This window comes from Candidatus Pantoea communis (assembly GCF_011752685.1).
In the GTDB taxonomy this organism is placed as follows: Bacteria; Pseudomonadota; Gammaproteobacteria; order Enterobacterales; family Enterobacteriaceae; genus Pantoea; species Pantoea communis.
On the sequence record NZ_VWXC01000001.1, the window covers coordinates 714,760 to 740,555 of the forward strand.

27 protein-coding genes and 3 tRNA genes are annotated in these 25,796 nt (G+C 53.8%); 5 read left to right on the top strand and 25 right to left on the bottom strand.

The features are described 5' to 3' along the window. Positions 1-12: 12 nt before the first annotated feature. The 14 genes from F3J37_RS03685 to F3J37_RS03750 form a co-directional block, all read right to left on the bottom strand. A complete protein-coding gene (locus tag F3J37_RS03685; protein ID WP_166931896.1) occupies positions 13-429 on the bottom strand; it encodes an acyl-CoA thioesterase in 417 nt (138 codons plus the stop codon). Beyond that, positions 422-2,116: a glycosyltransferase family 2 protein gene (locus F3J37_RS03690; RefSeq protein ID WP_166931899.1), complete on the bottom strand. Its 1,695-nt coding sequence runs from the start codon at positions 2,114-2,116 to the stop codon at positions 422-424. The genes F3J37_RS03685 and F3J37_RS03690 overlap by 8 nt, the downstream gene beginning before the upstream one ends. Continuing rightward, on the bottom strand, positions 2,110-2,457 hold the full coding sequence (locus F3J37_RS03695; RefSeq protein ID WP_166931902.1) for an ApeI family dehydratase: 348 nt from the start codon (positions 2,455-2,457) through the stop codon (positions 2,110-2,112). Before F3J37_RS03695 ends, F3J37_RS03690 begins: the two co-directional genes overlap by 7 nt. Next, positions 2,444-3,769, bottom strand: a complete 1,326-nt coding sequence (locus F3J37_RS03700; protein WP_166931905.1) for an AMP-binding protein — start codon at positions 3,767-3,769, stop codon at positions 2,444-2,446. Before F3J37_RS03700 ends, F3J37_RS03695 begins: the two co-directional genes overlap by 14 nt. Then, on the bottom strand, positions 3,766-4,326 hold the full coding sequence (locus F3J37_RS03705) for a COG4648 family protein (RefSeq protein ID WP_166931909.1): 561 nt from the start codon (positions 4,324-4,326) through the stop codon (positions 3,766-3,768). Before F3J37_RS03705 ends, F3J37_RS03700 begins: the two co-directional genes overlap by 4 nt. Positions 4,327-4,334: 8 nt before the next feature. Next, the gene (locus F3J37_RS03710; RefSeq protein WP_034820249.1) at positions 4,335-4,589 is read right to left on the bottom strand and encodes an acyl carrier protein; all 255 of its coding nucleotides are present in this window, start codon (positions 4,587-4,589) and stop codon (positions 4,335-4,337) included. Between the two features lie 11 nt (positions 4,590-4,600). Beyond that, a complete protein-coding gene (locus F3J37_RS03715) occupies positions 4,601-4,858 on the bottom strand; it encodes a phosphopantetheine-binding protein (protein WP_034820252.1) in 258 nt (85 codons plus the stop codon). Between the two features lie 3 nt (positions 4,859-4,861). Continuing rightward, positions 4,862-5,662 (bottom strand): lysophospholipid acyltransferase family protein, encoded by an 801-nt coding sequence (locus F3J37_RS03720; RefSeq protein ID WP_166931912.1) that lies wholly within the window; start codon positions 5,660-5,662, stop codon positions 4,862-4,864. Continuing rightward, positions 5,652-6,383 (bottom strand): beta-ketoacyl synthase chain length factor, encoded by a 732-nt coding sequence (locus F3J37_RS03725; protein WP_166931915.1) that lies wholly within the window; start codon positions 6,381-6,383, stop codon positions 5,652-5,654. The genes F3J37_RS03720 and F3J37_RS03725 overlap by 11 nt, the downstream gene beginning before the upstream one ends. A 197-nt stretch (positions 6,384-6,580) precedes the next feature. Then, a complete protein-coding gene (locus F3J37_RS03730) occupies positions 6,581-6,973 on the bottom strand; it encodes a hypothetical protein (RefSeq protein WP_097119582.1) in 393 nt (130 codons plus the stop codon). Between the two features lie 231 nt (positions 6,974-7,204). Beyond that, the gene (locus tag F3J37_RS03735) at positions 7,205-8,575 is read right to left on the bottom strand and encodes an efflux transporter outer membrane subunit (RefSeq protein WP_166931918.1); all 1,371 of its coding nucleotides are present in this window, start codon (positions 8,573-8,575) and stop codon (positions 7,205-7,207) included. Next, positions 8,572-9,660, bottom strand: coding sequence for an HlyD family secretion protein (locus F3J37_RS03740; RefSeq protein WP_166931921.1), 1,089 nt, complete (start codon positions 9,658-9,660; stop codon positions 8,572-8,574). Before F3J37_RS03740 ends, F3J37_RS03735 begins: the two co-directional genes overlap by 4 nt. Continuing rightward, the gene (locus F3J37_RS03745) at positions 9,657-11,336 is read right to left on the bottom strand and encodes an MFS transporter (RefSeq protein ID WP_166931924.1); all 1,680 of its coding nucleotides are present in this window, start codon (positions 11,334-11,336) and stop codon (positions 9,657-9,659) included. The genes F3J37_RS03740 and F3J37_RS03745 overlap by 4 nt, the downstream gene beginning before the upstream one ends. A 2-nt stretch (positions 11,337-11,338) precedes the next feature. Continuing rightward, positions 11,339-11,770, bottom strand: coding sequence for a MarR family winged helix-turn-helix transcriptional regulator (locus F3J37_RS03750; protein ID WP_034820286.1), 432 nt, complete (start codon positions 11,768-11,770; stop codon positions 11,339-11,341). 485 nt (positions 11,771-12,255) lie between these two features. Here F3J37_RS03750 and F3J37_RS03755 point away from each other — a divergent pair, with 485 nt between their 5' ends. Both F3J37_RS03755 and F3J37_RS03760 read left to right on the top strand, forming a co-directional pair. Further along, complete coding sequence (locus tag F3J37_RS03755; RefSeq protein ID WP_034820289.1) at positions 12,256-12,513, top strand: biofilm/acid-resistance regulator YmgB/AriR; 258 nt, start codon at positions 12,256-12,258, stop codon at positions 12,511-12,513. 151 nt (positions 12,514-12,664) lie between these two features. After that, positions 12,665-14,161, top strand: a complete 1,497-nt coding sequence (locus F3J37_RS03760; protein ID WP_166931927.1) for a SulP family inorganic anion transporter — start codon at positions 12,665-12,667, stop codon at positions 14,159-14,161. Positions 14,162-14,594: 433 nt separating this feature from the next. Here the strand turns inward: F3J37_RS03760 and F3J37_RS03765 are convergent. The 6 genes from F3J37_RS03765 to uvrY form a co-directional block, all read right to left on the bottom strand. Further along, positions 14,595-14,680: transfer RNA gene (locus tag F3J37_RS03765), tRNA-Leu, on the bottom strand. 11 nt (positions 14,681-14,691) lie between these two features. Further along, positions 14,692-14,765: transfer RNA gene (locus F3J37_RS03770), tRNA-Cys, on the bottom strand. A 42-nt stretch (positions 14,766-14,807) separates the two neighbouring features. Continuing rightward, a tRNA-Gly gene (locus F3J37_RS03775) sits at positions 14,808-14,883 on the bottom strand. Positions 14,884-15,024: 141 nt separating this feature from the next. Next, the gene (gene pgsA, locus F3J37_RS03780) at positions 15,025-15,573 is read right to left on the bottom strand and encodes a CDP-diacylglycerol--glycerol-3-phosphate 3-phosphatidyltransferase (RefSeq protein ID WP_034820295.1); all 549 of its coding nucleotides are present in this window, start codon (positions 15,571-15,573) and stop codon (positions 15,025-15,027) included. Between the two features lie 68 nt (positions 15,574-15,641). Next, on the bottom strand, positions 15,642-17,474 hold the full coding sequence (gene uvrC, locus F3J37_RS03785) for an excinuclease ABC subunit UvrC (RefSeq protein ID WP_034820298.1): 1,833 nt from the start codon (positions 17,472-17,474) through the stop codon (positions 15,642-15,644). Beyond that, on the bottom strand, positions 17,467-18,126 hold the full coding sequence (gene uvrY, locus F3J37_RS03790; RefSeq protein ID WP_034820300.1) for a UvrY/SirA/GacA family response regulator transcription factor: 660 nt from the start codon (positions 18,124-18,126) through the stop codon (positions 17,467-17,469). The genes uvrC and uvrY overlap by 8 nt, the downstream gene beginning before the upstream one ends. Before the next feature lie 429 nt (positions 18,127-18,555). On the opposite strand from uvrY, the gene F3J37_RS03795 reads away from it, so the two are divergent. Continuing rightward, complete coding sequence (locus F3J37_RS03795) at positions 18,556-18,783, top strand: DUF2594 family protein (protein ID WP_034820303.1); 228 nt, start codon at positions 18,556-18,558, stop codon at positions 18,781-18,783. A gap of 31 nt (positions 18,784-18,814) precedes the next feature. Here the strand turns inward: F3J37_RS03795 and F3J37_RS03800 are convergent, their stop codons facing one another. Together F3J37_RS03800 and F3J37_RS03805 are read right to left on the bottom strand one after the other, a co-directional pair. Then, the gene (locus F3J37_RS03800) at positions 18,815-19,426 is read right to left on the bottom strand and encodes an acyl-homoserine-lactone synthase (protein WP_034820307.1); all 612 of its coding nucleotides are present in this window, start codon (positions 19,424-19,426) and stop codon (positions 18,815-18,817) included. 122 nt (positions 19,427-19,548) lie between these two features. Further along, positions 19,549-20,271: an autoinducer binding domain-containing protein gene (locus F3J37_RS03805; RefSeq protein WP_160868254.1), complete on the bottom strand. Its 723-nt coding sequence runs from the start codon at positions 20,269-20,271 to the stop codon at positions 19,549-19,551. 552 nt (positions 20,272-20,823) lie between these two features. On the opposite strand from F3J37_RS03805, the gene F3J37_RS03810 reads away from it, so the two are divergent. Then, a complete protein-coding gene (locus F3J37_RS03810; RefSeq protein ID WP_034820313.1) occupies positions 20,824-21,498 on the top strand; it encodes a DUF4396 domain-containing protein in 675 nt (224 codons plus the stop codon). On the opposite strand, the gene F3J37_RS03815 is transcribed toward F3J37_RS03810, so the two are convergent. After that, on the bottom strand, positions 21,499-22,197 hold the full coding sequence (locus tag F3J37_RS03815; RefSeq protein WP_166931930.1) for an extensin-like domain-containing protein: 699 nt from the start codon (positions 22,195-22,197) through the stop codon (positions 21,499-21,501). Between the two features lie 284 nt (positions 22,198-22,481). Here F3J37_RS03815 and cycA point away from each other — a divergent pair, with 284 nt between their 5' ends. Next, positions 22,482-23,873 (top strand): D-serine/D-alanine/glycine transporter, encoded by a 1,392-nt coding sequence (gene cycA, locus F3J37_RS03820; RefSeq protein ID WP_058959632.1) that lies wholly within the window; start codon positions 22,482-22,484, stop codon positions 23,871-23,873. 42 nt (positions 23,874-23,915) lie between these two features. On the opposite strand, the gene F3J37_RS03825 is transcribed toward cycA, so the two are convergent. Together F3J37_RS03825 and rutR are read right to left on the bottom strand one after the other, a co-directional pair. Beyond that, positions 23,916-24,890 (bottom strand): metal-dependent hydrolase, encoded by a 975-nt coding sequence (locus tag F3J37_RS03825; protein ID WP_166931933.1) that lies wholly within the window; start codon positions 24,888-24,890, stop codon positions 23,916-23,918. 23 nt (positions 24,891-24,913) lie between these two features. After that, the gene (rutR, locus tag F3J37_RS03830) at positions 24,914-25,549 is read right to left on the bottom strand and encodes an HTH-type transcriptional regulator RutR (RefSeq protein ID WP_034820328.1); all 636 of its coding nucleotides are present in this window, start codon (positions 25,547-25,549) and stop codon (positions 24,914-24,916) included. Positions 25,550-25,796 lie beyond the last annotated feature (247 nt).

A 25,796-nucleotide genomic window follows, 5' to 3' on the forward strand; every position in this document is an offset into this window, starting at 1 on the left:
AAAGAGTTCTGATCACGGTTTGACTCCCAGGCGTTCAAATAAAATATCGGGTGAAACGAAATTCATCTCCTGACTCGCCGCATCCACCGCCACCTGCAGCGTGTGCGCTTTGGTGGTGATCTGGTTCGCGGCATTGCGGATCACATAATCAATACGCAGGCGATTTTCGTATTCCGTAATGCTGGCTTCGACGCGGATCACCTCTTCGCAGCGCAGCGGCTGGCGGTATTTAACACGCGTGTCCACCACCGGCCAGACAAAACCGCTGGCGGTCATCTCACCGTAGCTGTAGTTGATGCTGCGCAGTAGCGCTTCACGCGCCACTTCAAAAAAGCGGAAATAGTTGCCGTGCCACACCACGCCCATCGGGTCGCAGTCGTGGAACGACACGGTTAATTCAACCTCAGCGCGCCAGATACGTTCACTCATCGCGGCTCTTCTCCTCTGGTAAGGTCCAGAAATCGTAAAAGTTAAACCAGTCCAGCGGCGCCATCAGCGCATGCTGTTGCAGTCGTTCGGCATAGCGATCCACCGTGGCCTGCAGCGCCGCCTGTCGTTGGGCGCGCGGCAGCAGGATCGGATCGGCAAAGGGTTCACAATGCACGCGCAGTCTGCCCTGTTCCCGTAAGGCAAACATCAACAGCACCGGACAGCGTAAGGCGGCGGCCAGGACAAAAGGCCCCTGCGGAAACGGCGCCGGACGGCCCATAAATTCACTCCACACCACGCGGCGTTCGCCCCCGCGCTGGCGATGCACGGCGGTACGATCGCCAACAATCGCCACCCATTCCCCGGCATCCAGTTTTTGCTGCAGCAGGATGGCCGTATCCGGGCCGATATCGGTGACCGGCATCAGATTCACCCCGGCCTGCGGTGCAATGCTCTCCAGCACCTCGCGAAAGCGCTGGGCGTTATCGGTAAACACCAGCGCGTTGATCACCAGCCCACTGACCTGCTTTGCCATCGCGCGGCAGGCTTCGATATCCCCCAGATGCGACGCGAGGATCAAATGTCCTTTGCCCTCCGCAGCACGGATGACCGCTTCGGCACCCGGCGCAAAATCAATATCGCGCCCCCACTGCACATCCCCGCGCCAGCTGGCGACTTTGTCCAGCATGCTGTAACCAAAGCGCAGAAAGTGGCGATAGCTATTGATCGGCGTCGGCAGGGCAATCTGCTGTTTACTGGCTTCTGCCTGCACCCGCGTCAGCCATTGCTGAGAAGCGGCACGCGCCTCACGTCCGCTCAACCAGTAAACCGCCACCACCGGCCATAGCAACAGCACAAACGGCAGCCGCCCGGCGCGACGATACAACCACAGCATAAAACGCAACCCGCTCTGACCCCGACGTTCTGGCGTGGCGGCCCAGTGCTGCGCCGTTTTACCCCGGCTCAGTAACTGTGGGATGCGCGGCACCATGCCAAAGAACAGGCGCGTGTGCATCCATGAGATACGCAGGTTGTCGTGCAAGGCATCAAAATGTGACAGGCCACTTTCCGGATAGGTGACGCGCGTGCTGATAAAGCGGCTCGGCGTGCCCTGCCAGTAGAGTCGCACCATGATTTCGGTGTCGAAATCCATGCGCTGGCCAATCGGGTGGCGATCACAGAGTACCAATGAAGGTTGCAACGGGTAGACGCGGAAACCGCACATGCTGTCTTTTAGCGAGAAGGAGAGCGTTTCAATCCACACCCAAAAATGGGTGATGTAACGGCCATACAAGCGGGATTTCGGAATGGAATCATCGTAAACAGGCTGGCCGGAGATCAGGCAATCGGGATGGCTTTCCGCTTCCGCCAGCATGCGCGGCGTGTCTTCCACCTGATGCTGACCATCCGCGTCGAGTTGTAGCGCGTGGCTGTATCCTGCCGCAGCGGCTCGGCGCATCCCGGCGATCACCGCCGCCCCCTTACCCTGATTCTCCGGCAAGGTGAGGATATCCAGCTGTGGGGCGTCGAGCGCGGCGATCTGCTGCTGAGTCTGCGCATCACTGCCGTCATCGACGATAATCACCGGCAGATTAAAGGGAGCCAGCCGCGCCAGCACCGAGGCCAGCATGGCGCCGTGGTTGTAACAGGGAATCAGAACACAGGGTTTGAAAGGCGCATTCAGCACAGGCGAATCTTCCCGCTGCTGGCAATCTCAGTGCTGTCCGTGTAAATCAGGCTGTAGCTGAAGCTCAGCAGTGATTTGTCTTCCTGCCAGCTCAGCTGCAGCTCTAGCTCCGCATCAGGCGGCACCGGCTGCTGAAACTTGATGTTCTCAATTGAACGGAAGTGTTTACCGATGGCCAGGCGTGACAGGCCGTAATGTAAAGCCCAGTCGAGCTGCGCCACGCCGGGTAAAATCGGTAAGGTCGGGAAGTGGCCGCGGAACCAAAACAGATCCGCGGCAGCATGCAGGCGCAGCGTCAGTGTTGCGCCCTGCTGCAGGGCGTTGAGTTCAACCGGCAACATCAAACAGTTCCTCAATTTGGGGCCAGGCGCGTTTACTCTGCGCCGTAACCGGAATCGCGTTGACGACACGCCAGTAACGCGGCATGGCGACTGGCTCCAGCCAGGGTTGTAGCGCGATTTTCCATTGTTTCTTGCGTTGGGTCAGCGTTGCGGCATCCAGCGTTTCCGGCAAAGCCAGCACCACGCCAATCGCCTGGCGTCCGTGACGCTGAATCGCCAGAGCGGCCGCGTCTTCTACGCCGGGTAAGGCCAGCAGTCTTCGCTCGATCTCACTGAGTGAAACGCGCTTATCTTCGATCTTCACCACCCGATCCTGACGCCCCGCCAGCTGAAACGTGCCGGAGGGCTGTTGCACGATGCGATCGTCGAGCGGCCAACCTTCAGGGGTTTCCAGCAGCGCTGAAAACACCCGCCAGCCGGCTTCCTGCTGTACCAGCTTAACGGGCGGGAAACAGTGCCATGGGGCGTTTTCTTCCTGCGCACAGCGCCAGCCGATCACGCCGGTTTCGGTGCTGCCGTAAATCTCATCCACCGCACACTCAAAGGCGCGCTGAGCGTGCTGTGCATCAGCCCAGGGCAAAGCCCCGCCAGCCGAAACAATCAGCGCACATGAAGGTGCATCCAGGGCAGGATCCAGGCGACGCAAAAAAGCCGGGCTACTGATAAAGGCGTAGCGACGATCGCGACGCTGATCGGCGAGCTGTTCACCGTAAAAAATTTGCTGAGCGGCAAGTGGCAAGCTCAGCGCCATCGGCAACACAATGCGAAACGTCAGGCCATACAGATGTTGATGGCTCACTGACGCAATCACGTGACATTGTTGCAGACGCTCGGCCCATAACGCTGCCAGCCACTGCGCTTCAAGATCGAGTGCACGCAGTGATTTCACCACGCGACGCGGCGTGCCGGTGGAGCCGGAGGTGAACAGCACCAGTTCGGCATCTTCGGCGATGGCAGGCAGTTCGCCCAGCGCCAGTGCACCGTCCCAGCGCAACTGTGGCAGGGACACCGCCAGCGGCATATCGCTGATCACGCCATCCAATTGTTCTGCCATCTCTTCCAGCTGCGCGGCCCGACAATGTCCGGGGATCACCGGGGTTTTACCGGCATGCCATAACGCCAGCAGCGCAGCCGTAAAGTGATAACTGTTATCGAAGCATAGCGCCCAATGCTGGCCCGGCAGGCGCTGTACTGTTTCCACTAACGCCATCACCTGCTGGCGCATTTCCGATAACCAATGCTGTTGCTGCCCTTGCCAGGCCACGACACGATCCGGCGCTTCGAGCCAGTCGCGGATACTCACCACCTTCATGCCTTGTTCCTCATACGCTGACGCAGCAGCCATTCGCCGCCCATCAGCGTGCCCATCAGCAGATAGCTGATGCACCCATTCCAGAGTGTCCACAGCGAGAGATCATTGAGCAGGCAAGTGGCCAACGCCACGCTGCCGTTAAAAATGAAAAAACCACACCATACCTGTGTCACGCGCCGCGTATAGCGCACGGCCCGCGCGGGCAAATCCGCTTCACGCAGCCGCGCTAAACGCTCGACCAGCGGCATCGGGCTCCACAAAGATGTGCCAAACAGCAGCAGCATCAGCCCATTCACGACTACCGGATACCACAGCAACAAATGCTGACTGCGCAACAGCATGCTGGCGAGGCACAGTAAGGTCCCCACCAGCGCCAGCGACAGCATCACCCGCCCCATCGCGCCCTGCGCATGACGTAACTGCCAGATGCGCCAGCCAAACAGCAGGGCTAACACAGCAATCACGCCGCGCCATTGCGGATGGGTGACGGCGAGCCACACCAGAAACGGCCAGGCCAGCAGGGCCAGACCATTTATCAGGCGCAGAAAGGCTGGCATGCCGGAAATCAGGCTTCGTCGCGCATCAGTTGATCGACGGCATCCACCACATCCTGCACGGTGCGAACCGCACGGAAGGCTTCAGGTTTGATTTTTCGGCCGGTACGCTTTTGCAGGTGCACCACCATATCCACCGCATCAATGCTGTCGAGTTCGAGGTCTTCATACAGACGGGCATCCGGGCGGATATCATCGGCATCAATTTCAAACAGCGAGGTGAGCAGCGAGGCCACTTCCTGGTAAATTTCGTCTTTATTCATCATTTTGACTGTTCTCAGGCTTGCTGTTGTTCAACAAACGCGGCCAGCGTGGCCACGGAAAAAAAGTGCGCGCGTAAGGTTTCGCTTTCTGCGGAAAGCTGTACGCCGAAGCGATTTTTCACCGCCAGTCCCAGCTCAAGGGCATCGATTGAATCGAGTCCCAACCCTTCGCCAAACAAGGGGGCGTCGGTTTCTATATCGTCCGGGCTGATATCTTCCAGATTTAGCGTGTCGATAATCATCAGTTTGATGTCGTCAATCAGTGCTTGCATAACTTACTTTGTCTCTTCAGGGACCAGTGCCTGTTGCAAGTGACGCGTCAGGCGACGCGCGGCGAGCGGCTGCGCATCTTCTTCGGCTTCACTGAACGCCTGGCTATCAATACGCGATTGTACGCGTACAGTAAAAACGGGTTTAACCAGCGGAATCTGATACCAGCGACTTTGCTTATCGAGCATACGCTGGGTGCAGCTAATATGTACCACGCGCAGATCGCATCCGGCACGCACCGCGATATTGGCGGCACCGCGTTGCAGCTTTAACGGTTCACCATAACGGGTACGCGTCCCTTCAGGAAAAATCAGGATGGTATCGCCGCGCGCTAAACGCTGCTGGCTATCGGGCAGCAAGGTATCGGCTTCGCTGTTAATCAGGTAATCGGCAGATTTGATGACGCCATTAAAAAAAATGTTGTGCTGCAGTTCGGCTTTGACCAGACAATCCATTTCCGGAAGCACCGAAGCAATCATCACATAATCAATTAACGAAGGATGATTGGCGACAATCAGACAGCCGCGATCCTGGCGCAGTAGCTCCGCACCAATGATCCGATAATCGTAGACACCAACAAAGCGACAGAAGCGCAGGAAACAGCGGAAGCTCCAGGCAATGCTGCTGCGTGCAATCTGACGACGACGCAGGCCATCGCGCTGAATCAACAGAAGCAGGTTAAACCAGGTCACAGACAGCAGCAGACCGCCCACGCTGAACAACGTAAAACTCACCGCGGTCATCACCAACCGCCAGTAAAAGTTGCAGCCAGCACGCCAGCGCTGGGCACGCGAATTATTCGCCATCATGACGTTCCCAGTGCCACAGGTGACGTTCACCGGCAATTGTCATTTTCGCATCATCACGCAACATCGCCTGCAGGAATTGCAGACTTTGCGGTAAGGCTTCGGGCTCGGATCGTGCAGATTCTGCTGTACAGCGCCACGCATCGCCGGATTGCAGCACCAGTGCCACTGCGTAAGGGGCGTTGAAACGGTCAACTTCAGGCAGCCAGGGCTGATAATAGGCGGGTACGACGCCGTCAAAATCCACCAGCAGCACCTGTGCGTAGCCCGCCTGATGCAAAGCCGCGACCTCAAGCAAACCTTGCTGAAAACTGTCCATGCCCGCTGAAATAGATGAAGAGACCAGCGGCTGTCGCGCCGCAATGGTTAAGCTCCCCACCGCAGAGTTGTGTACGGACATAGCAAAATCGGTCGGAGAGAGCGCCTGCTGATCTTTTAACGCCGTGAGTATGCGCAGATTACGTTCCAGCTCACCGTGGCGGCTGGTAAACACAATGGCATCCACCGTTTGACGTGCCAGTAGCGCCAGCCCGCTTTCCACAGCCGCACGGCTGCCCGCACTCAGGCGGCGTGCAGTCATCATCGGCAAAAATTGGGGTTTGGCGATCGGTAGGGTGGCGTCCAACGCGGTTTGCTGTCCGGCCCAGTGCTGCCACTCATCGGCAGTGCTGTGACCTGGTGCAATCGCGTGCCAGTCAACCAGGGTGTAAGCGAGTTTCATACCTGTATTCTTTCTTCAGCCTCAGGGATGGTCAGATTTTCGCTGTGCGGCATCCCTTCCCTGCTTGCGTTCGAGTCCGTCATCCGTCTCATGCGAATGTCGCCGATTAACAAGGCGGGCACGTGGCCCGCCTGTTTTCTCTTTCGGCAGCGTTAGCGCTTTCTTTAAAACATTATGTCAGCGATCACGCATGGCGCTTATTTTACGGCCTGAACCGCAAGACGCGTCTGAATACCCTGGTTCAGATTCTGAATCCAGCGGTTGTAGTTACGATGGATCTGGCCACTGCCCGCTTTCAGATTGGTACTGCTCACGTAATCAATGCGGTAGCTGTTTGCAGCATAAGTGATGCGAATGTCGGCCGTATGACCGCGCTCGGACAGCTTACCGTTCATCACGCCCGGGCCTGCCGGGGAAATCACCCAGTGGTTGGCCGCACCGGCTTCAACAATGGCGCGCTGCATTTGACTATCCGTGTAGCTCTGCCCAACGGTCTGGCTCACGTTCTGAATGGGCGCGGTGCGCGGTGCGCAACCCGTCATTAATGCCGCTGTCACGATTAAGGCAAGCGCCGCTTTTTTATTCATCATTTCCTTTGTTTCCCCTGTCGTAGCCAATCACCACAGATGGCGACCGTGTGCGTAATTGAACTTGCACTGATCCGTTCAGACTTTGTAAAGCGCGCGAATAATACCACTATATGTAAAGACAAGTAAAAAAAAGCACGAATGACTTAAGCAGCGCCTCATTTCATGGCAAAAGAAGAAATTGCCGGGTTTACAGCGTAAAATCTGCCGCAAAACCGGCTTGTGGCATGATGTTTAGCCCTGCCAGCCGCCGCCGAGCGATCGGTAAAGATCGATTTGTGCGAGCAACAGAGTGTTTTTCACTGAGACAATATTGAGCTGAGTGTTAAACAAGGTGCGCTGCGCGTCCAGTTCATCCAGATAAGAGGCATAACCGTTCTGATAACGATTACGTGCGATGCGGTATGCTTCTGTCACATAGCCTTCTTGCTTCTGCAATTCCGTCAGCTGTTCCTCACTGCGGCGAATGGCATCCAACGCGTTATCCACATCCGAAAAGGCACCGCGTACCACTTTCTCATAGCCATAAAGCGCCTGATTACGTGCGGCCATCGCCACATCCACCTGCGCCGTCAGTGCTTCGCGGTTTAATAGCGGTGCGAGAATGCTGCCGCCAATGCTCCACAGGCGGAAGGGATTGTCGAGTAACTGATGCAGTTGAAAACTTTGCAGCGTGCCGGTCGCCGTCAGATTGAGCGATGGCAATAAATCGGCCTGCGCCGAAGCCAGCGAGGCATCCGCGGCAATCAACTGACGCTGTGCCTGTACGATATCCGGGCGGCGGTTGAGCAGCTGAGACGGCAACAACGCCGGCAGCGTCTGCGGTTTGATATGGTCGAAGTTGCGGGTACGGGCAATCTCGCGCGGATTCATGCCCACCAGCACGCTGAGTGCATTCTCTTGTTGTTCGATTTGATGCTGTAACTGCGGCACCTGCGCTTTGGCGGTCTGATATTCCGAAGCCGCCTGCATCCACTCCAGTCGTGAGGTATAGCCGGTTTCAAACTGGCGCTGCGCCAGATTTAACGAGTTTTCACGCGTGGCCAGCGTCGCTTCGGTGACACGCAATTGTTCGTCCAGCGCGCACAAACTGAGGTAACCGGAGGCCACCGAACTGGCAACCGTTAATTCAGCCGCTGAAGCTGCAGCACGCTGGGCATCCAGAGACGCTTGCGAAGCAAGAATGCTGTTGCTGCGACTGCCCCAGAGGTCTACGTCATAGTTTGCCTGCAGCAGTCCCTGGAAGACGGCATTCTCATACGGTTGCCCGGTTACTGCCGACAATGCGCGCTGATGGGTGGCGGCAACCCCGGCGGATAGCGTGGGGAAATTATCCCCCTGCGCAGCACGCAATTGCGCGCGGTACTGATCGACCCGTGAACGGGCAATCAGGATATCGCTGTTATGTTGCAACGCCTGGTTCACTAAGCGGTTAAGATTATCGTCGCCAAAGCGTTGCCACCACTGTGCTTCGGGAGCTGCCGACGGGCCAACCTGCTGGCGCCAACTGTCCGGGATCGGTAAGGATGATGGGGCCTTTTCCACTTCTGTCGCGCAGCCGCTGACCATCAACGTCATCAGCGAGGCGAGGATTAACCGCTTCATGGCGCATCCTTGTGCGGCTCTGCTGCAGTATCAATATTAACTTCAACCGACATGCCGGGACGCAATTCTTTAGTATCGCCGAGGATTTGAATACGTACCGGAATACGCTGTGCGATCTTCACAAAGTTACCGGTGGCATTGTCCGGTGAAATTGCACTGAATTCCGAACCGGCGGCGGGGGAAATAAATTCAACCCGGCCGTCAAAACGCTTGCCGTCCAGTGCATCAACCCGAATCGTCACGGGTAATCCTGGACGCACACGTGCCAGCTGTGTTTCTTTCAGATTGGCGATCACCCATTTGTTATCCGGCACCACTGATGTCAGGCGCGTGCCCGCCGTGACATAGGTCCCTTTACGCACCGACAATTGTCCCAGCTGTCCGCTGTCGGGCGCGATAATACGTGTATTGGCCAGATCGATATTGGCCAGTTCCAGCGCGGCTTTGGCACTGGCTACATCGCCTTCCAGGGAACCGCGATTCACGATGACCGTTTGTAAACTCTGCTGCGATACTGCAACCTGCGCATCTGCCTGGCGAAGTTGCGCTTGCGCCTGCGCGTTAGCGGCACGCGCTGCGTCACGTTCACGCACGGAGAGCGACCCATCGGCCGCCAGATTTTCTACACGCTTCAGGTCAAGGCTGCTTTTCAGCGCCTGGGCTTTGGCATTCTCCAGCGCAGCTTTATTGCTGAGAATATTGGCTTCCGCACTGCGGCGTTGCTGTTGGTTATTGTTTTGCGCAGCGATTTTCATATCCAGCTGCGCTTGCGCCTGATGCACGCGCTGGCGATAGATACGATCGTCAATGGTCATCAGTAACTGCCCTTTGGTGACCGGTTGTAAATCCACCACATTCACGTCGGTCAGATAGCCGCTGACCTGCGGGCTGATAAAGGTGACCTGCCCGCGCACATAGGCGTTCTCCGTTGACTGAATCGTGCTGGTAAACGGCCACAGCTGCCAGGCGTATAAAATCACCAATACGCCAACGATCACGATGCCGCTGCCGAAAGCGATGGAAAGAATGCGTCGGCGGTTGGCGCGTTCGCGCTCCGCAGCCTGAATATCGTCCTGTTGGCTCATGAATTCTCCGTCGGGTTTGAAGCTTGCTGACGCTGTTCCGTCAAATTATGGCGTGCCTGACGCCAGTTGATATAACGCAGCCGCGTCAATCGCCACAGCACCCACATCAGGGTGATCAGCGCCATCGCGGCAGTCAATAAATAGGTGTCGTTGTAGGCCAGCACGTTAGCCTGGAGTGTGGCCACAGCTTGTAGCTGGCTGCTGCTCTGCGCGCTGAGCAGAACGTTGTCGGGCAACTGGCTGCTAAACAATGAACTGTATTGGCTGAGGCGCTCGATGACATTGGGATCAAGCTGTGACAGCTGATCGCCCAGCAGGCTGGAGTGGTACTTCTCCCGCCACGTCTGGAAGGTGCCGAGTATAGCCGAGCCAATCAGCCCGCCCAGATTTTGGCTCATGCCAAACAGCACCACAAAACTCACCAGATTTTTCGGCTGCGTCACCACTCCGCCAATCCCTAACAGCATCGCGGGCGCGAGGAAGAACGCGCTGCTAAAGCCGAGTAAAAACTGACTGACATACAAATTGTTGCCGCGTGTCACTGGGCTGGATTGTGCATCCATGTACGAGGCGATGATCATCACCACCAGCGAGGTGACGATCGGCCAACTGAGATGCGTCGGTTTGATGGTCAATGCACTGGCGATCATGCCAAAAATCACCCCAGCGATAATCGCTAAAGCCAACCCACGCATCTGGTCATTCAGCAGCCCAAGCTGTTGCAGGAAGCCCACCGCGCCGGTATTTTGCTCGGCCAACACAATGCGCATCATGATCATCACAATGCCCAATCGCACAATCATGCCGTTACTCAGCCATCGGGTGTTAATCAGCGGATTCGCGCGGTTATGTTCCACCACCACTGCCGCAACAATCAGCACCAACGAAAGGGCTAATGAAATACCCAACCACGGCGTGGTAAACCACCACTCGATGCGGCCCAGCGATAGCACGCCGCACAGCAGTGCCATGCCGGGTGCCAACAGGATAAAGGTGACAAAATCCATCTTTTCAAAGGCCTTGATACGATCGCCCGGCGGCAACTTCACCACCAGAACACAACCGAGCGCTATCATCGCCAGCCCTAACTCAAACAGATAAAGACCGCGCCACTCTTCCAGTTGGAGCAATTCGGTAGAGAATAAACGGGCGAGCGGGATCGCCAACTGCGATACGGTGATGCCGATCACCAGGGCTTTGAGTCGGTGTTTCGCCGGCCAGGCCTGAATTTGGTAATAGATACCAAGGGAGCTAAGCGCCGCGCCCACCATCCCGTGAGCGGTGCGCACAATAATGGCGGAACTGAGATCGTTGGCCAGGATATGGAAGAACGCCACGATGACGTAAAGCACGAGAAAAGCTTCGGTAAACAGCCGCAGGCCAAACTGCTGACGAAATTTAACCAGCAGCAGGTTGATGGAAATGTTGCCCATCACGTAGACAGCCGGCAGCCAGGCAATCTCATTGCTATAAGCGCCAAAGGTGCCCTGAAGATTGGTGAGATTGGCCGTCACCAGCGCATTACTGAGCGCACCGGTGATGGAGATCAGCAGTCCAATAATGCCAAACGCCACGCGCTTTGAGGGCGAGTGGATTGGGGTGGAGGGTGAACCCGGCAGCATCGGTTTTTCATGAGGCAGCCATTCACGTTGTGCATAAGGATTGCGTTTTGCCACGATTAGATACTTCCCAGTCGAGCCAGCAACTGTTGCAAAACCTTCTCGGTCACTGCCAGCGCTTCAGGATCGATGTCTGCCAGCAACTGTGCGCGCAAGCTGTCTGCCTGGGTTTTCACTTCAGCAAACGCGACGCTGCCCTGCTCGGTCAACACCAGCAGGCGTTTACGGCGATCCTCTTTCGGCTGCACGCGCGCCAGTAACTGCTGTTTTACCAATCGATCTACCAGTGGCACCACGCTCGCTTCTTCCAATCCCAACAGTTGGGCCAGCGCTTTCTGGGTCGGCGGCTCCGTGGCCGTGGCCACTGTGGCGATGGCCATCCAGCTGCTCATACTTAAGCCACTCTCTTTAAGGCGACGATCGACTGCCAGCCGCCATGCATGTGCCGTAAGATGTAATAAACGCGAAAAAGGTTGCGGATAGTCACTCAAAACGTAGTAGCCTAATGATTAGAGACCTAACTAAACAAGTGCGTTATTATAAACAAAGTGTCAGCCTGATGAAAAGTTTGCTTACATTAGCACTGTAGTTCGCGCGCCTCTGCCCTTCCACTCAGTTCTCAAATAGATACGGCCTGCCACAAAGCCTATCCCTGTACAGCTATTTTGTATAAGTTTCGCGTAAATTAAATTATTCAACTAATTGATAAATAATAATAAGCACAAATCCCTTAAAAATATCATTGTACAAGTTAGGGTTCATTGTATAAGTTTACTTCCGTGAGCCAGCGACTGGCTCCGTAACGAATGATGCACTTTGCGTCGCCTCTGAAGGTGTTTTTGGATTTCCACCTTCAGAGGTGTCTTTTTTGCGTTGGTTGATGAGTTTGGGTCTTACGCGCCTGTCCGCGCGTAAGTTTTTTCATCATGGAACTGAAGGCCAGGTTGCCATCAGACCGATCTGAAGGGCTTCATACATGCAAAACGCCGCCACCAGCAGTGACGCTATCGCTGACTACTTTAAACTCGCCGGTAACAGCGACAGCACCGAGATGGAAGTATTCGGGCAGATCATCGCTGAAATCCTGCAAGCCGGCATGCCGGTCACCAATAAAGCCATCATCGCTTCGCTGATTAATCGCCTTGAGATGGAAAGTGATGTGATCCAACTGGATATTTATCGTCATCTTCTCGAACTGGTGGTTAACAAAACGCCTGACGATCTCTCGGTGTAATACCGGATTCCAGGGACGGAATCACTCTCTTCTTCGCTCTCCCGCTAGCTTCATCCCTCAATGCCCGCTAACATCATCCGCGTTTAGTGTCCAACTGGTTGCTGCCATGCCGTGACGGTATGCGCAAAATAATAAAAGAGCCTGCACATTTATGAGCCGATCTACAGAACACGCCCCTGCGGCGAACGATATTACCGTGGGCAGCGTTTTACGCTCGCCTGCGCTGCTTACCCGTGAGTGTCTGGCGGGAGTGATTACCGCACTGGCACTGATCCCGGAAGTGATCTCCTTTTCTGTTATTGCGGGTGTCGATCCCAAAGTGAGCCTTGTCGCCTCGGTGGTGCTGTGTCTGACCTTGTCGATTTTAGGTGGCCGCCCAGCCATGGTCACGGCAGCAGCGGGATCGGTGGCACTGGTGATTGGACCGATGGTGCACGCGCATGGGGTTGAATACATTCTTCCTGCGGTAATCCTCGGCGGTATCATTCAGATCATTTTTGGTCTTGCCGGGCTGTCCCGCATGATGCGCTATATTCCGCGTTCAGTGATGCTGGGCTTTGTGAATGCGTTGGGCATTCTGATTTTCTTCGCGCAGGTTCCCCACGTCTGGGGGCAATCGGGATTGGTATGGGTGCTGTTTGCCGTGACCCTGGCGATTGTGCTGCTGTTACCCAAAATCCTGAAAAGCGTCCCGTCACCGCTGGTCGCCATTGTCGTCGTCACCGGGGTGGCGTTGTTGCTGGGTTATCGCGTGCCTAATGTGGGCGATGAAGGGCCAATGAGTTCAGGCTTGCCCGGATTTACCACGCTGCTGGTGCCGTTTAATTTACAGACATTACAGATTGTCTGGCCTACCGCGCTGAGTATCGCCTTCGTGGGTTTGATGGAATCTCTGCTCACCGCCAAACTGGTGGACGATATCACCGATACGCCTTCAGGTAAGCGCCGCGAGTCCTGGGCACTCGGCGTCGGTAATATTTTGGCCGGTTTTTATGGCGGTATCGCTGGCTGTGCCATGATCGGTCAGACCATTGTTAACGTTGAGCTGGGCAAAGCACGCACGCGCATCTCAACCATTGCGGCAGGTATTGTGCTGTTGCTGCTGGTCACCGGACTGAGTCAGATCATGGCGCAGATTCCTATGGTGGTCCTCGCGGCCATCATGATGGTGGTCGCAGTGAAAACTGTTAACTGGCACAGCCTGCAACCCGCCACGCTAAAACGTATGCCGTGGTCAGAAACCTCGGTGATGGCCCTGACGGTTGTGGTCACCGTTTGGACTGGCAACCTGGCGCTGGGCGTATTGATTGGCGTCATCCTCGCCATGATGCTGTTTGCACGTCGTATTGCCCATGTTATCCATGCTGAGCGCAAGTTAAGCGATGACGGTGAACAGGTCTATTACACGGTGCGCGGCCCGCTGTTCTTTGGCAGCAGCAATGATTTATTCGAACATTTCGATTACGGCCACGATCCGAAAGTCGTCACCATTGACCTGACGCATGCACAAATCTGGGATGCATCCAGCGTCGCGGCACTGGATGCCATTGAATACCGCTATCAACGCCACGGTGCAACGGTCACGGTTATCGGGCTGGATAATCGCAGTAGCGATTTCCGCGATCGCCTGAGCGGTAACCTGGGGTGATAATTTTAATGAAGTGAGTCTGAGTCACTTCATCCAGAATGATGATTCTCTGAGCTGTCATCTCCAACGAGCTGACAGCTTTTTTATGTGCTTGAGTCAGCGAGAGATCAACTACGCTTAGGAGGCAACGCTGGGTTGCCCGAAGAAAGGACGTTATTGATGAAGCATTTTTTCGCTGGGATGATGATTATCACTTGTCTGGCAACGTTAATAGGCTGCCAGCAATCCGACAGGCCAATTGGGCCAGATGGACGCCCCAACGTGCCCACCAAGCAGCCTATTCCGGGCGGGCCGATGAGCAAAGGGCCTGTGGGGCAACCGCAAGCTTGATGCGGATTGCGCCGTTGAGCAGGCACAAAAAAACCGCCCTTGGGCGGTCACGACATTACTGCATATTGCTTTGATTTTATTTGGTTTTAGCGACTACTAAATATGGTACCCGGGGCGGGACTTGAACCCGCACAGCCATAAGCCGAGGGATTTTAAATCCCTTGTGTCTACCGATTTCACCACCCGGGCAGGGTGTAAATTGGAGGCGCGTCCCGGAGTCGAACCGAGGTAGACGGATTTGCAATCCGTTGCATGGCCACTCTGCCAACGCGCCTTTATTCTGATGTGTCATCCGTTAACAACGGAGGACTAAATTTGGAGCGGGAAACGAGACTCGAACTCGCGACCCCGACCTTGGCAAGGTCGTGCTCTACCAACTGAGCTATTCCCGCAACTCACCGAACTCGCTGATTTTATTCAGCTTCTTGCAGACTCGCTGCCGTTCGATGCGATGCATTCTACTTATCTGACGCAATGAGTCAATAGAATTATCCACACAGCGCGTCCGTTTGCTGCTTTTTAAATCGTATCGATCAGCTATCGAGCAGATCACCGCGTGCGGCGCTTAAATACTGGAACATTGACCAGAAGGTCAGCACCGCGGCGATATACAGTGCCACCACGCCCACGCCCACTACGGTTGCGTCTGGACGCCACAGCAAGGCGAACAGTGAGAACATCTGCGCCGTGGTTTTCACTTTGCCAATCCAGGAAACCGCCACGCTGCTGCGCTTACCAATCTCCGCCATCCACTCACGTAAGGCTGAGATAATAATTTCGCGCGCAATCATGGTCGCTGCCGGTAAGGTAATCCACCAGGCGTGGAAATACTCGGCGACCAGTACCAACGCAATGGCCACCATCACTTTGTCTGCCACAGGATCCAGGAAAGCGCCAAAACGCGTAGTTTGCTTCCAGCGGCGGGCAAGAAAACCATCAAACCAGTCAGTCACGGCGGCAACGACAAAGATCAATGCAGTGGCAAAAGGTGCCCATTGAAAAGGCAGATAAAATGCCAGCACAAAGAATGGAATCAGTACAACTCGAAACAGGGTAAGACACGTCGGAATGTTAAATTGCATATGCCAGTAACTGTCTGGTGTGAGTAGAATTTAACGTATGTTCCTACATTGCCCCCCCTGTTTCAATGCTAGTGTTTCAGCGAGTAGTAGATTTTTTCCGCCAGCGCGAAGGAAATCCCCGGCACTTTAGCAATCTCATCCACGCTGGCATTCATCAGGGGTTGCAGGCCCCCCATGTACTTAAGCAGCTGTTGACGCCGTTTTGGCCCTACCCCTTCAATGCTTTCAAGTGCACTGGTGTTCTTCACTTTGGCGCGTTTTTTCCGGTGCCCCGAAATTGCATGATTGTGAGAGTCATCACGAATATGTTGAATGACATGCAGTGCAGGCGAATCTGGCGGCAACGAAACGCCCTCGCCTTCCGCTTCAAAGAACAGCGTTTCCAGACCCGCTTTACGGTCAGTGCCTTTTGCCACGCCCAGCAGAATGGGATGATCTTTATCCCAGGGCACATCCAGCTCTGCGAACACCTGTTTCGCCTGTGCCAGCTGGCCTTTACCGCCATCGATGATAATCACATCAGGGATTTTGTCCTCCTCCAGCGCTTTACCATAACGACGACGTAATACCTGGTTCATCGCGGCGTAATCGTCGCCGGGCGTGATGCCTTCAATGTTATAGCGGCGGTAATCCGAACGCAGCGGTCCATCGCGGTTAAAGACCACACACGAAGCTATCGTCTGCTCACCCATGGTGTGACTGATGTCGAAACACTCCATGCGCTTGATGCTGTCGAGTTCGAGAAAGACGGCCAGCGCCGCTAGTCGCTGCTGAATAGTGGAGTGCTGAGACAGTTTAGTGGTCAAAGCGGTGGCCGCATTGGTGCGCGCCAGTTTAAGGTAGCGAGCCCGATCGCCGCGCGGTTTGCTTTGAATATTGACCTTGCGGCCGGCCAATTCACTCAAGGAATCGGCCAGCAACTCACGTTCGGGCAGACTGAAGTCCAGCAGAATATCAGCTGGCAAAGTGCGTGCTTCGCTCCCCTGCAGATAAAACTGGCCGACAAAGGTTTGCACCACTTCGGTGAGATCGGTATCAGCAGGCACTTTCGGGAAATAACTGCGGCTACCCAGCACTTTGCCCTGCCGAATAAACAGCACGTGCAGACAAGCCATACCGGCGTCGAATGCCACCCCCATCACATCAAGGTCATCCCCCTGATTGGAGACAAACTGCTTCTCTGTGACGCGTCGTACCGCCTGAATCTGATCGCGCAGACGCGCCGCTTCTTCGAAGCGCAATCCATAGCTGGCCTCTTCCATGCGTTTGACCAGTTGGTTGATGACTTGATCATCTTTGCCGGCGAGAAACAGCCGCACGTAATCGGTTTGCTGCGCATACTCATCTTCGCTGACCAAACCCGCTACACACGGCCCAAGGCAACGGCCAATCTGATATTGCAAACAGGGGCGAGAGCGGTTGCGATAAACACTGTTTTCACACTGTCGAATCGGGAACACTTTCTGCAACAGCGCCAGGGTTTCACGCACCGCATAGCCATTAGGGAAAGGCCCAAAGTATTCCCCTTTCGCGTGTTTGGCACCACGATGCATCGCCAGTCGCGGATGCGCGTCTGCACTCAGAAATATATAGGGATAGGATTTATCATCACGCAGCAGCACGTTATAGCGAGGCTGATAGAGCTTGATGTAATTGTGTTCAAGCAGCAACGCTTCGGTTTCGGTATGCGTCACCGTCACGTCGATGTTTTGGATGTTACTGACCAGGACTTCGGTTTTTCGGCTGCCCACCTGAGTGCGGAAATAACTGGTCAGGCGCTTTTTGAGGTCTTTCGCTTTACCGACATAGATCACCGTGCCTGTCGCGTCATACATGCGGTAGACGCCGGGCTGACTGGTCACGGTGCTTAAAAAGGCTTTGGAATTGAAAACGTCACTCACTACTGATTAACGGCTCCGCATTATAGAGACCATGTCGAATGGCCAGATGCGTTAACTCTACGTCGCCACTGATGTTCAACTTACTGAACATGCGATAACGGTAACTGTTAACGGTTTTCGGGCTGAGATTAAGCTGCTCGGAAATTTCCGTCACCTTTTGCCCTCGGGTGATCATCAGCATAATCTGCAATTCCCTTTCCGACAAACAGCTAAAGGGCGATTCGGCTTTTTGCGGCTCGATTTGGCTAAGCGCCATTTGCTGCGCAATATCTGATGCGATATAGCGCTGGCCTGAGTGCACCGAACGAATCGCACTCACCACTTCCTGCGGGGCCGCACCTTTGCTCAGATAACCCGCCGCACCGGCTTGCATCACTTTTGCCGGCAGCGGATTTTCGGTATGGATGGTCAGCATAATAATGCGGATGTCAGGATTGAAGCGCACAATTTTTCGCGTGGCTTCCAGACCGCCGATGCCCGGCATATTCATGTCCATCAGCACCACGTCGACCGGATTGCTGCGGCACCATTTCACCGCGTCTTCACCACAAGCCACTTCCCCGGCAATTACCAATCCCTTCATATCTTCCAGTATGCGGCGAATACCGGCGCGTACCAGTTCATGGTCATCAACAAGAAGCAGACTGATCAACGGGACGTACTCCGCAGGTTAGTGAGGGGAAAAATATATTTCAGGAGGGCCATCTTACCGGGTTTGCCGGGGAAAAAACATCTGGCTACGCAGATAAATCTCAAATGAAATGATACACATCAAATTGAGCTCAATCCCAGATATCTTTTGAGTGAAACGCTTAGCATGCAAGAATTAAAATGTGAAATTGTGACTAATATCATTATGTTATAATTTATGCTCTTTTCATTGACCGCTGGGCTTTGCTTAATAAAAATAACTTCAACGCCTGATTTTCCCTGCCTGTTAATAACGCAAACATCCATTTAATGTTGGTTTAATCTCCACCGCTTCGCCTGGGATAAATTCCTCATTCAACCATATGATATACTCTGTTTTTTACACACAGATATTGTGTCTACATTCAGTAACACCACCAAGGAGTCAAAGATGAGTGATGAAGACTTTTCAACATCGCGGGATACCCAGGCATTGGCCGATGAAGTCGCTTGCCTGAAAATGATGGTGACGCTGATTCTGAAAGGGATGGGTCAGGCGGATGCCGGTAAGGTGATCATTAACATGGAGCGCTATGTGCAAAGCGCGTTAGCGGATAAGCCGCAGGCGGAAGTGTTCAGCAACACCATTCGTCAGATTAAAACCGCCTACCGTCAGTAAGCGGTGAAGCCCCGCGCAATGCGCGGGGTGGTCAACTGTGCGACTGCCAGTTCACTGAAACACCCAGTGACGGCAGCACCTCTTCCGGACTAAACCGGCGTGTGCCACGATACTTGTCCGCCAGTGCCGGTTGATGAACCGGAATACGAATGGCAAACAGATTATCCTCAGATTGAATCAACCCGGGTGATAAAGGTTCGTACACGACGTGGTGCTGCTCAAACATTTTTTCCAGCATCGGCGTTGCTGAACTGATCAGGTACTCCATACCGCTGAGTTCCGCCAACTGCACCGCATGCCACAAAATCGTCAGTGGCAGTTCTGCATCCACCTCAAGGCGTGCCGAAAAGCGTGACATTTCCCAGACTTTTTCCTGATCGAACGGCAGCACCATGCCTTCAGGCACTTCTGGTTCATGCCAGGGCAACAAACGTGCACAGCCGCAGATCCCCTGGCGCGCATTCCAGGCGATCATCCAGGTGACATCGGAGCGATCAAAGCGATCATACTCCTGTCCGGGCGTACTTAAGCGCGGCGGGATAGACCAACCTTCACCCCGCGCAAAAACGCTATAGCGATACGTTCCTAATTCTGCCAACAGAGAGGACGGCATATCCTTAAGCTGTGTTTGAATTACTTTCATCATGCGCCCCTGACATCCCCATGTTTGCAATGATTTCTTTGCGCCAGCCTGGCAAAGTTCCGGCGCAGGGTAGACAACTGACTAAAGAGTGGGAACTACTAAAATTAGTAGTTGCCTTTTTGCTATATCAGGCCAATTGCCGCCGCATAACACGCAATCTGCGTTTTATTGGAAACATTAAAACGCTTTTGCATATTCTTTTGGTGAAAATTCACCGTATGTTCTGAAATCGCTAAAATCAGTGAAATTTCCGCAGAAGTTTTTCCTTCCGCCGTCCATTTCAAAATTTCCAGTTCGCGTTGACTAAAATCGTTAGATAAAATCGCCATTGAACTATCATTTAGCCGCTCCAGCACGCGCAAACTCAGTTCCGCCAGAAGGTGCAGTTTCACCTCTAGTTGAACGCGTAAGTGTTGAGTCTGACTGTGAAGCGATGATGCTATAGATAATATACCAATGGCACGATTTGGCGCCATTGCCGAACAAGAAAAGCCGCTGTTGAGCCCTGCCGCATTCGCTTCAGCCCATAAATTACCGGCACCGGTAAATAAATCCCGCGTCCATTCCACGCCTCGTCCCGGCCGCTGACAAAGCAACAGCACCGGATCGACAGCATAATAATTTTCGCTTTCATAGCGCTTAACCCAGCTTTCCGGGTAAGTACTGAACAAAAACACGCGCGGCCGGGTAAAAGGCACGGGATGTTGAACCAGGAAAGCGAATGAATCGAAACCCATCGCTTCAATGTGTTTTTGTAATAGCGTTTTTACTTGAATCACTTCCGTCAGCGCCTGAAATTCATTTTCAGTTTCGCCACGCCAGACGAAATAATTATCGGTCGTCATTATTGCCTCAGCGTTGTTTCACGCTTTAACTTGTTATTCGTTCTGATAAACACAAAAAATAAATTAACTAGAGAAAAAATATTGATTGAAATGAGAGCAGCCCGCGGGGTAACAATCATAACCATCCTGTTGTCAATGCGTTACCATTATGGGGAACTGAAAGCAGATACATTTTGCCAACAGCTTCACAACTTTAATCCTCTTTCCTGATTAGAATAGGATTTTTCCGAAGGAGTTTCAATCACCCTATTCATCGAAAATCATCATTAGATTGATAAATTTTTAGCATCGTCATTAACTAAAATCACTCACTTTGAAAGCGGTTACTGAGGGTAATAGCGGTATTTGTGGGACGACGGCTATTCGGTTCATTCTTAATCCCAGTGATTTCTGTGGTGAGCGGTATAACGTGATTTCCGTCACCCTCTTTTCCAGCTACGCTTAGAGGATGTGCGGGGGGATGACGCTGTGGACTTTTTAGGGGAAGACGTTGCGCCCTCACCCATACTGGCGCATTGTCATGCGTATTCGAGCATCATAACGGGGCTGACTATGATGAACCAACTGGCATTACCTTTCCTTGTACTGGGCGGTTGTACAGCGCTGATGATCTTAAAAGATCTTTTCCGTCACCCGCATCCGGTGGCCATCATGAATATCATCTGGCCGCTGACCGGCCTCTATATGCCGTTCATCGGATGGTTAGCCTGGTGGTATCTGGGCCGTAAACCTTCACGTCAGGTAAAACTTGCGCTGCTGGTTCCACAAAAAATTCAGAGTAATGCCAGCTGGCAAACAATATTTATTTCCACCTCATTATCTGCCGCGGCCTGTATATTTGGCGACATAATGACCCTACCAATAATCACCTTGCTAAATCAGTTCGCCATTATGCCAACGCTCTGGATGCAGGCAATTATTTGCTTGATAGTTTCTCTGGTGGTGGGTTTATTTTTCCAGTTCCTGGCTATCCGCCAACGTGAAAAACGTTCATTTGGCCGGGCGTTATTATTAGCATTTAAAACCGAAACGTTTCCCCTGCTGATTTATCAATTAGGTATTTTTATCTTTATGGCACTGGCACTAAAATTTGTTCTCAACCAACAAATCAATCCATTGCTGGTGGCTTTCTGGTTTATGTTACAACTGGCCATGATCATCGGTTTTCTATTCTCCTGGCCCGCTAATCATTTCCTGATAAAACGAGGGCTTAATCCCGCCGTCTGACTAATGACAGTATCCGGCGCCGCGCATGCCCAGGTGAAAATGTCCGGCATGCGCGGCGTTGTAATCCGGTCCTAACGCATTACCAAAGGTCGCACAGCCGTTGTGCCATAAAGCGCGAAGCCCTGCAGCCGCATCCTCAGGTTGATGCCAGTTTTTTGCCACCTGCAGCCAGCGTCCATCTGCAAGCTGAAACCCAGTCACATCCCATGCATCTGCTGTTGCATGCTCGCTTAAACGCCCCTGCTGGCGATGATAGATATTTCGACAGGCGTAACTGCCGACGTGGGTGATTCGCCGAATCGGGCTGTTGATACCTGCCTGCTGAAGGGCGTGAGTGCTGTTGACGACAAACATTGTGCTACTCACCGCCATCGGGCAACTGGCAAGAAAGCTGCTGCTCAATGTCACTTCACCATAACCACTCACGCGCAAAGGCTGTTCAATAGGGCAATCACCTTGCAGTGCTGGCACGGCGCGAAATTGTACCCACCCCTGCTGACTGGCTCGATGCATCACCGCCATACAGGCCGCAGGATCGTGACTCAAGCGCTGCAATTTGTAGCGCATCATCCATCCTGGAGGGTCAGTCACCGACAGCGGTGTAAATGGATTCCACTGCGGCGGCAAATGCGTTTTCAGCCACGGCAAACTCCACCAGCCACATAATGCCAATAGAGCAATCGCTAATAATGCGCGCATCACACCTCACGTTTACTCATAAAAAGAAGACGTAAGTGTAGGTGGCAAAATGGAGAGATAACGCAGAAAAGGCTTAATTGCTGAAGATTTACGCAAATTCACCGTGGATTATGCCATGTAAATATTTACTGACAGAGTAACCCCCGCAAAAGGTCACAATTGTAAAAAAACAATTACCGAGAGTTGCAACCTTTCCACTATCTTATGCCACTTGCCCTATCAAACGGCACGTTATCTAACAGCCAGTAGAGCTGACACAACATCAAAACAGGAAAGATATATTTATGGTTGATCAATCCAAAGAGGCGCTTATCGAGGCCGAGCAGCCGGATAAGCTCCAGCGTAATCTGCATAACCGCCATATCCAACTGATAGCCATAGGTGGCGCGATCGGCACCGGGTTGTTTATGGGCTCAGGTAAAACTATCAGCCTGGCCGGCCCCTCGATCATTTTCGTTTATATGATCATCGGCTTTATGCTGTTCTTCGTGATGCGCGCAATGGGCGAATTGCTGCTCTCTAATCTCGAATATAAATCCTTCAGCGATTTTGCTGCCGATTTACTCGGCCCGTGGGCGGGGTATTTTACCGGCTGGACTTACTGGTTCTGTTGGGTGGTGACGGGCATTGCCGATGTGGTGGCCATTAGTGCCTATTTCCAACTCTGGTTCCCCGACTTCTCCATCTGGATGAGTGCACTGCTGTGTATATTTGTGTTCCTGGCACTCAATATTGCGACGGTGAAATTGTTTGGTGAGATGGAGTTCTGGTTCGCGATTATTAAAATCGTGGCGATTGTTGCCCTGATCGTGACTGGCATCGTGCTGGTGAGCATGCATTATCCTTCGCCCAGCGGCAGCGCGGCTGCCCTGAGCAATATCTGGGATCACGGTGGTATGTTCCCGAAAGGATTGAGCGGCTTCTTTGCTGGCTTCCAGATTGCGGTGTTTGCCTTCGTCGGCATTGAGTTAGTCGGCACGGCCGCAGCGGAAACCAAAGATCCGCACAAGGTGCTGCCACGTGCGATTAACGCTATTCCGGTGCGTATCATTATGTTTTACGTTCTGGCACTGCTGGTGATCATGGCGGTGACGCCGTGGAATCAGGTCATGCCGGACCGCAGCCCCTTCGTTGAGATGTTTGTGCTGATCGGATTACCCGCCGCCGCCAGCATCGTTAACTTCGTGGTGCTGACTTCTGCTGCATCATCCGCCAACAGTGGCATTTTCTCCACCAGCCGTATGTTGTACGGTTTGGCAGAACAAGGCGTGGCACACAAAGCATTTGGCCGCCTGTCGGCACGCGCGGTTCCCACCACCGGGCTGTTTTTCTCCTGCTTCTGCCTGCTGTGCGGCGTTGCGCTGATTTACCTGATCCCCGATGTGATGACGGTATTCACCATGGTCACCACGGTATCGGCGATTCTGTTTATGTTCGTCTGGACCATCATCCTGTGCAGCTACCTGGCTTACCGCAAACAGCATCCGCAACGTCACGCTGAGTCGAAGTTCAAGATGCCGCTGGGCAAGCTGATGTGCTGGGTGTGCATGGCGTTCTTCGCCTTTGTAATTGTCTTGCTGACCTTGCAGGATGATACTCGTCAGGCGTTAATGGTCACGCCGCTGTGGTTCGTCATTCTCACCATGGGCTGGTTGTTACGTCGTCGTAAAGCCTGATAGCCCTGCCGACAAAAAGCCCCGAATGCTCGGGGCTTTTTTTTATAACCTTTCGCGTAATTTATGCCATGCCTGCGCCAGTGAAGGTCGCACAGAAGGCTCCCTTTCTGGTGCCGGTTCGGGAACATGTGCCGATCCCAGATTGAAGGTGAAGGTGTAATTGGGCGCTTCCCCCATCCTTAAATCCGAAATCAAGGTCTCTTCACCCTGCTGGCGCATGGCGTAAAAACCATGGCTGAACCACGCCACTCGCTCGGCATACCAGTCGCCTTTAAACGCATCGAACAATTGCGGGTGGCGCGGATGCCAATGAATTTCCAGTGCTCGATCGGGTGACAACAGTGACCAATAGGCCTCACCGTAACGATCGGGGGTCATAATCACGGTTCGCCACACCAGGGTATTAAATGCCGTTGGCGTCACCAGCACCTGCTGCGGCTTGATGGATTGATCAGTTAAATCACGATCGATATGCTGCGTCGCCACGCCCTGCACCACCATGCTCCAGCCAAGATACAGCGTACTGATCAGCAAACCCGCCTGATTCCAGCGCAGTCCGACTCCATCACGCCGCCATAGCGCCACCCCCAGCGCGATCAGCAACGGCAAGGTATACAAGGGATCGATGATGTACATGCTGCCAATCGCGTAGGGGAAATCGGTAAACGGCAACCCCAGCTGCGTGCCGTACACCGTTGTCAGATCAAGCAACGGATGCGTGATCAGGGCCAGCCAAATTGCCAGACACCAGCCGCGCCAGTGGGAGCGACTGCGTGTTGCACCTGCGATCAGCCAGGCCAGCAGAGGCGCAACTAGCGTGAGCCATATCAGCGCATGACTCTCAGTTCGATGCAGCGTCATATTGCGAATCGCATCGCCATGATCGATAAATACATCCAGATCGGGCAAGGTGCCGGCAATCGCACCCACCAGCGCCGATTGCCATAGCGGCACACGCTTGCCCATCACCGCGACGGTGACCGCCGCGCCCAACGTCAGTTGTGATAGCGAATCCATGCACTCTCCTGGCTAAAGCGGGATCAACGCACGCGGATCCCTTCAATAATCATGCGCTGTACATTCTCCAGCGTTTGCTCGAAAAATTCCGGGTCACTCAGGGTCTGGCCGGTGATCGCCTCAACCTGTGACGCAAAATCCGCGTAATGTTGCGTGGTGGCCCACAGCAGGAAAAACAGATGCTGCGGCTGCACCCCGGCTAACCGCCCTTCCGCAATCCACTGCTCGATGATCGCCGCCTTCTCATCCACCAGCGCTTTTAAATCCCCGGCCAGTTCACCTTTGAGTAACGGCGCCCCCTGGAGCATTTCCAGACAGAACAAGCGCGAGGCCTGCGGGTGATCGCGCGACACCTCCAGCTTAAGACGGATATATTTCCGAATGGCGGTCAGTGGGTCCTGATCGTGGCGCAGTGCGCGCAGTGGAGCCAGCCAGACATCAAGGATCTCCTTCAGAACCGCGATATACAGCACCTCTTTTGAGGGATAGTAGTAAAGCAAATTGGTCTTGGAGACGTCGGCACGCTCTGCCACTTTATCGAGGCTGGTACCGTGAATACCGAACTGCGAGAAGAAGCTTAACGCCGCTTCCAGTATCGCAGCCCGTTTTGCGGCAACGGCACGTGAACGTCGGCCCGGTTGTTTTTCATCGCTTTTCACACTGTTACCTCTTCAATCCTGCTTGTTCGCATCATAACAAAGCCCCTCTTTCCTGCCTAATCGCTCTCCCTGCACCTTTTTTGACCACCGTGCGCATGAAAAACGTGCAAAAAGTTTTGACCAAACGGTCTGATTTAGACCAACCACTCCACTTTCATCCTTCAGTAGTTTTTAACACATTGTTGTGTAAGGCATTTAAAAATGTGGCACAGGCTTTGCAATTTTGTGACTGAGCGCCGCGTGCAAG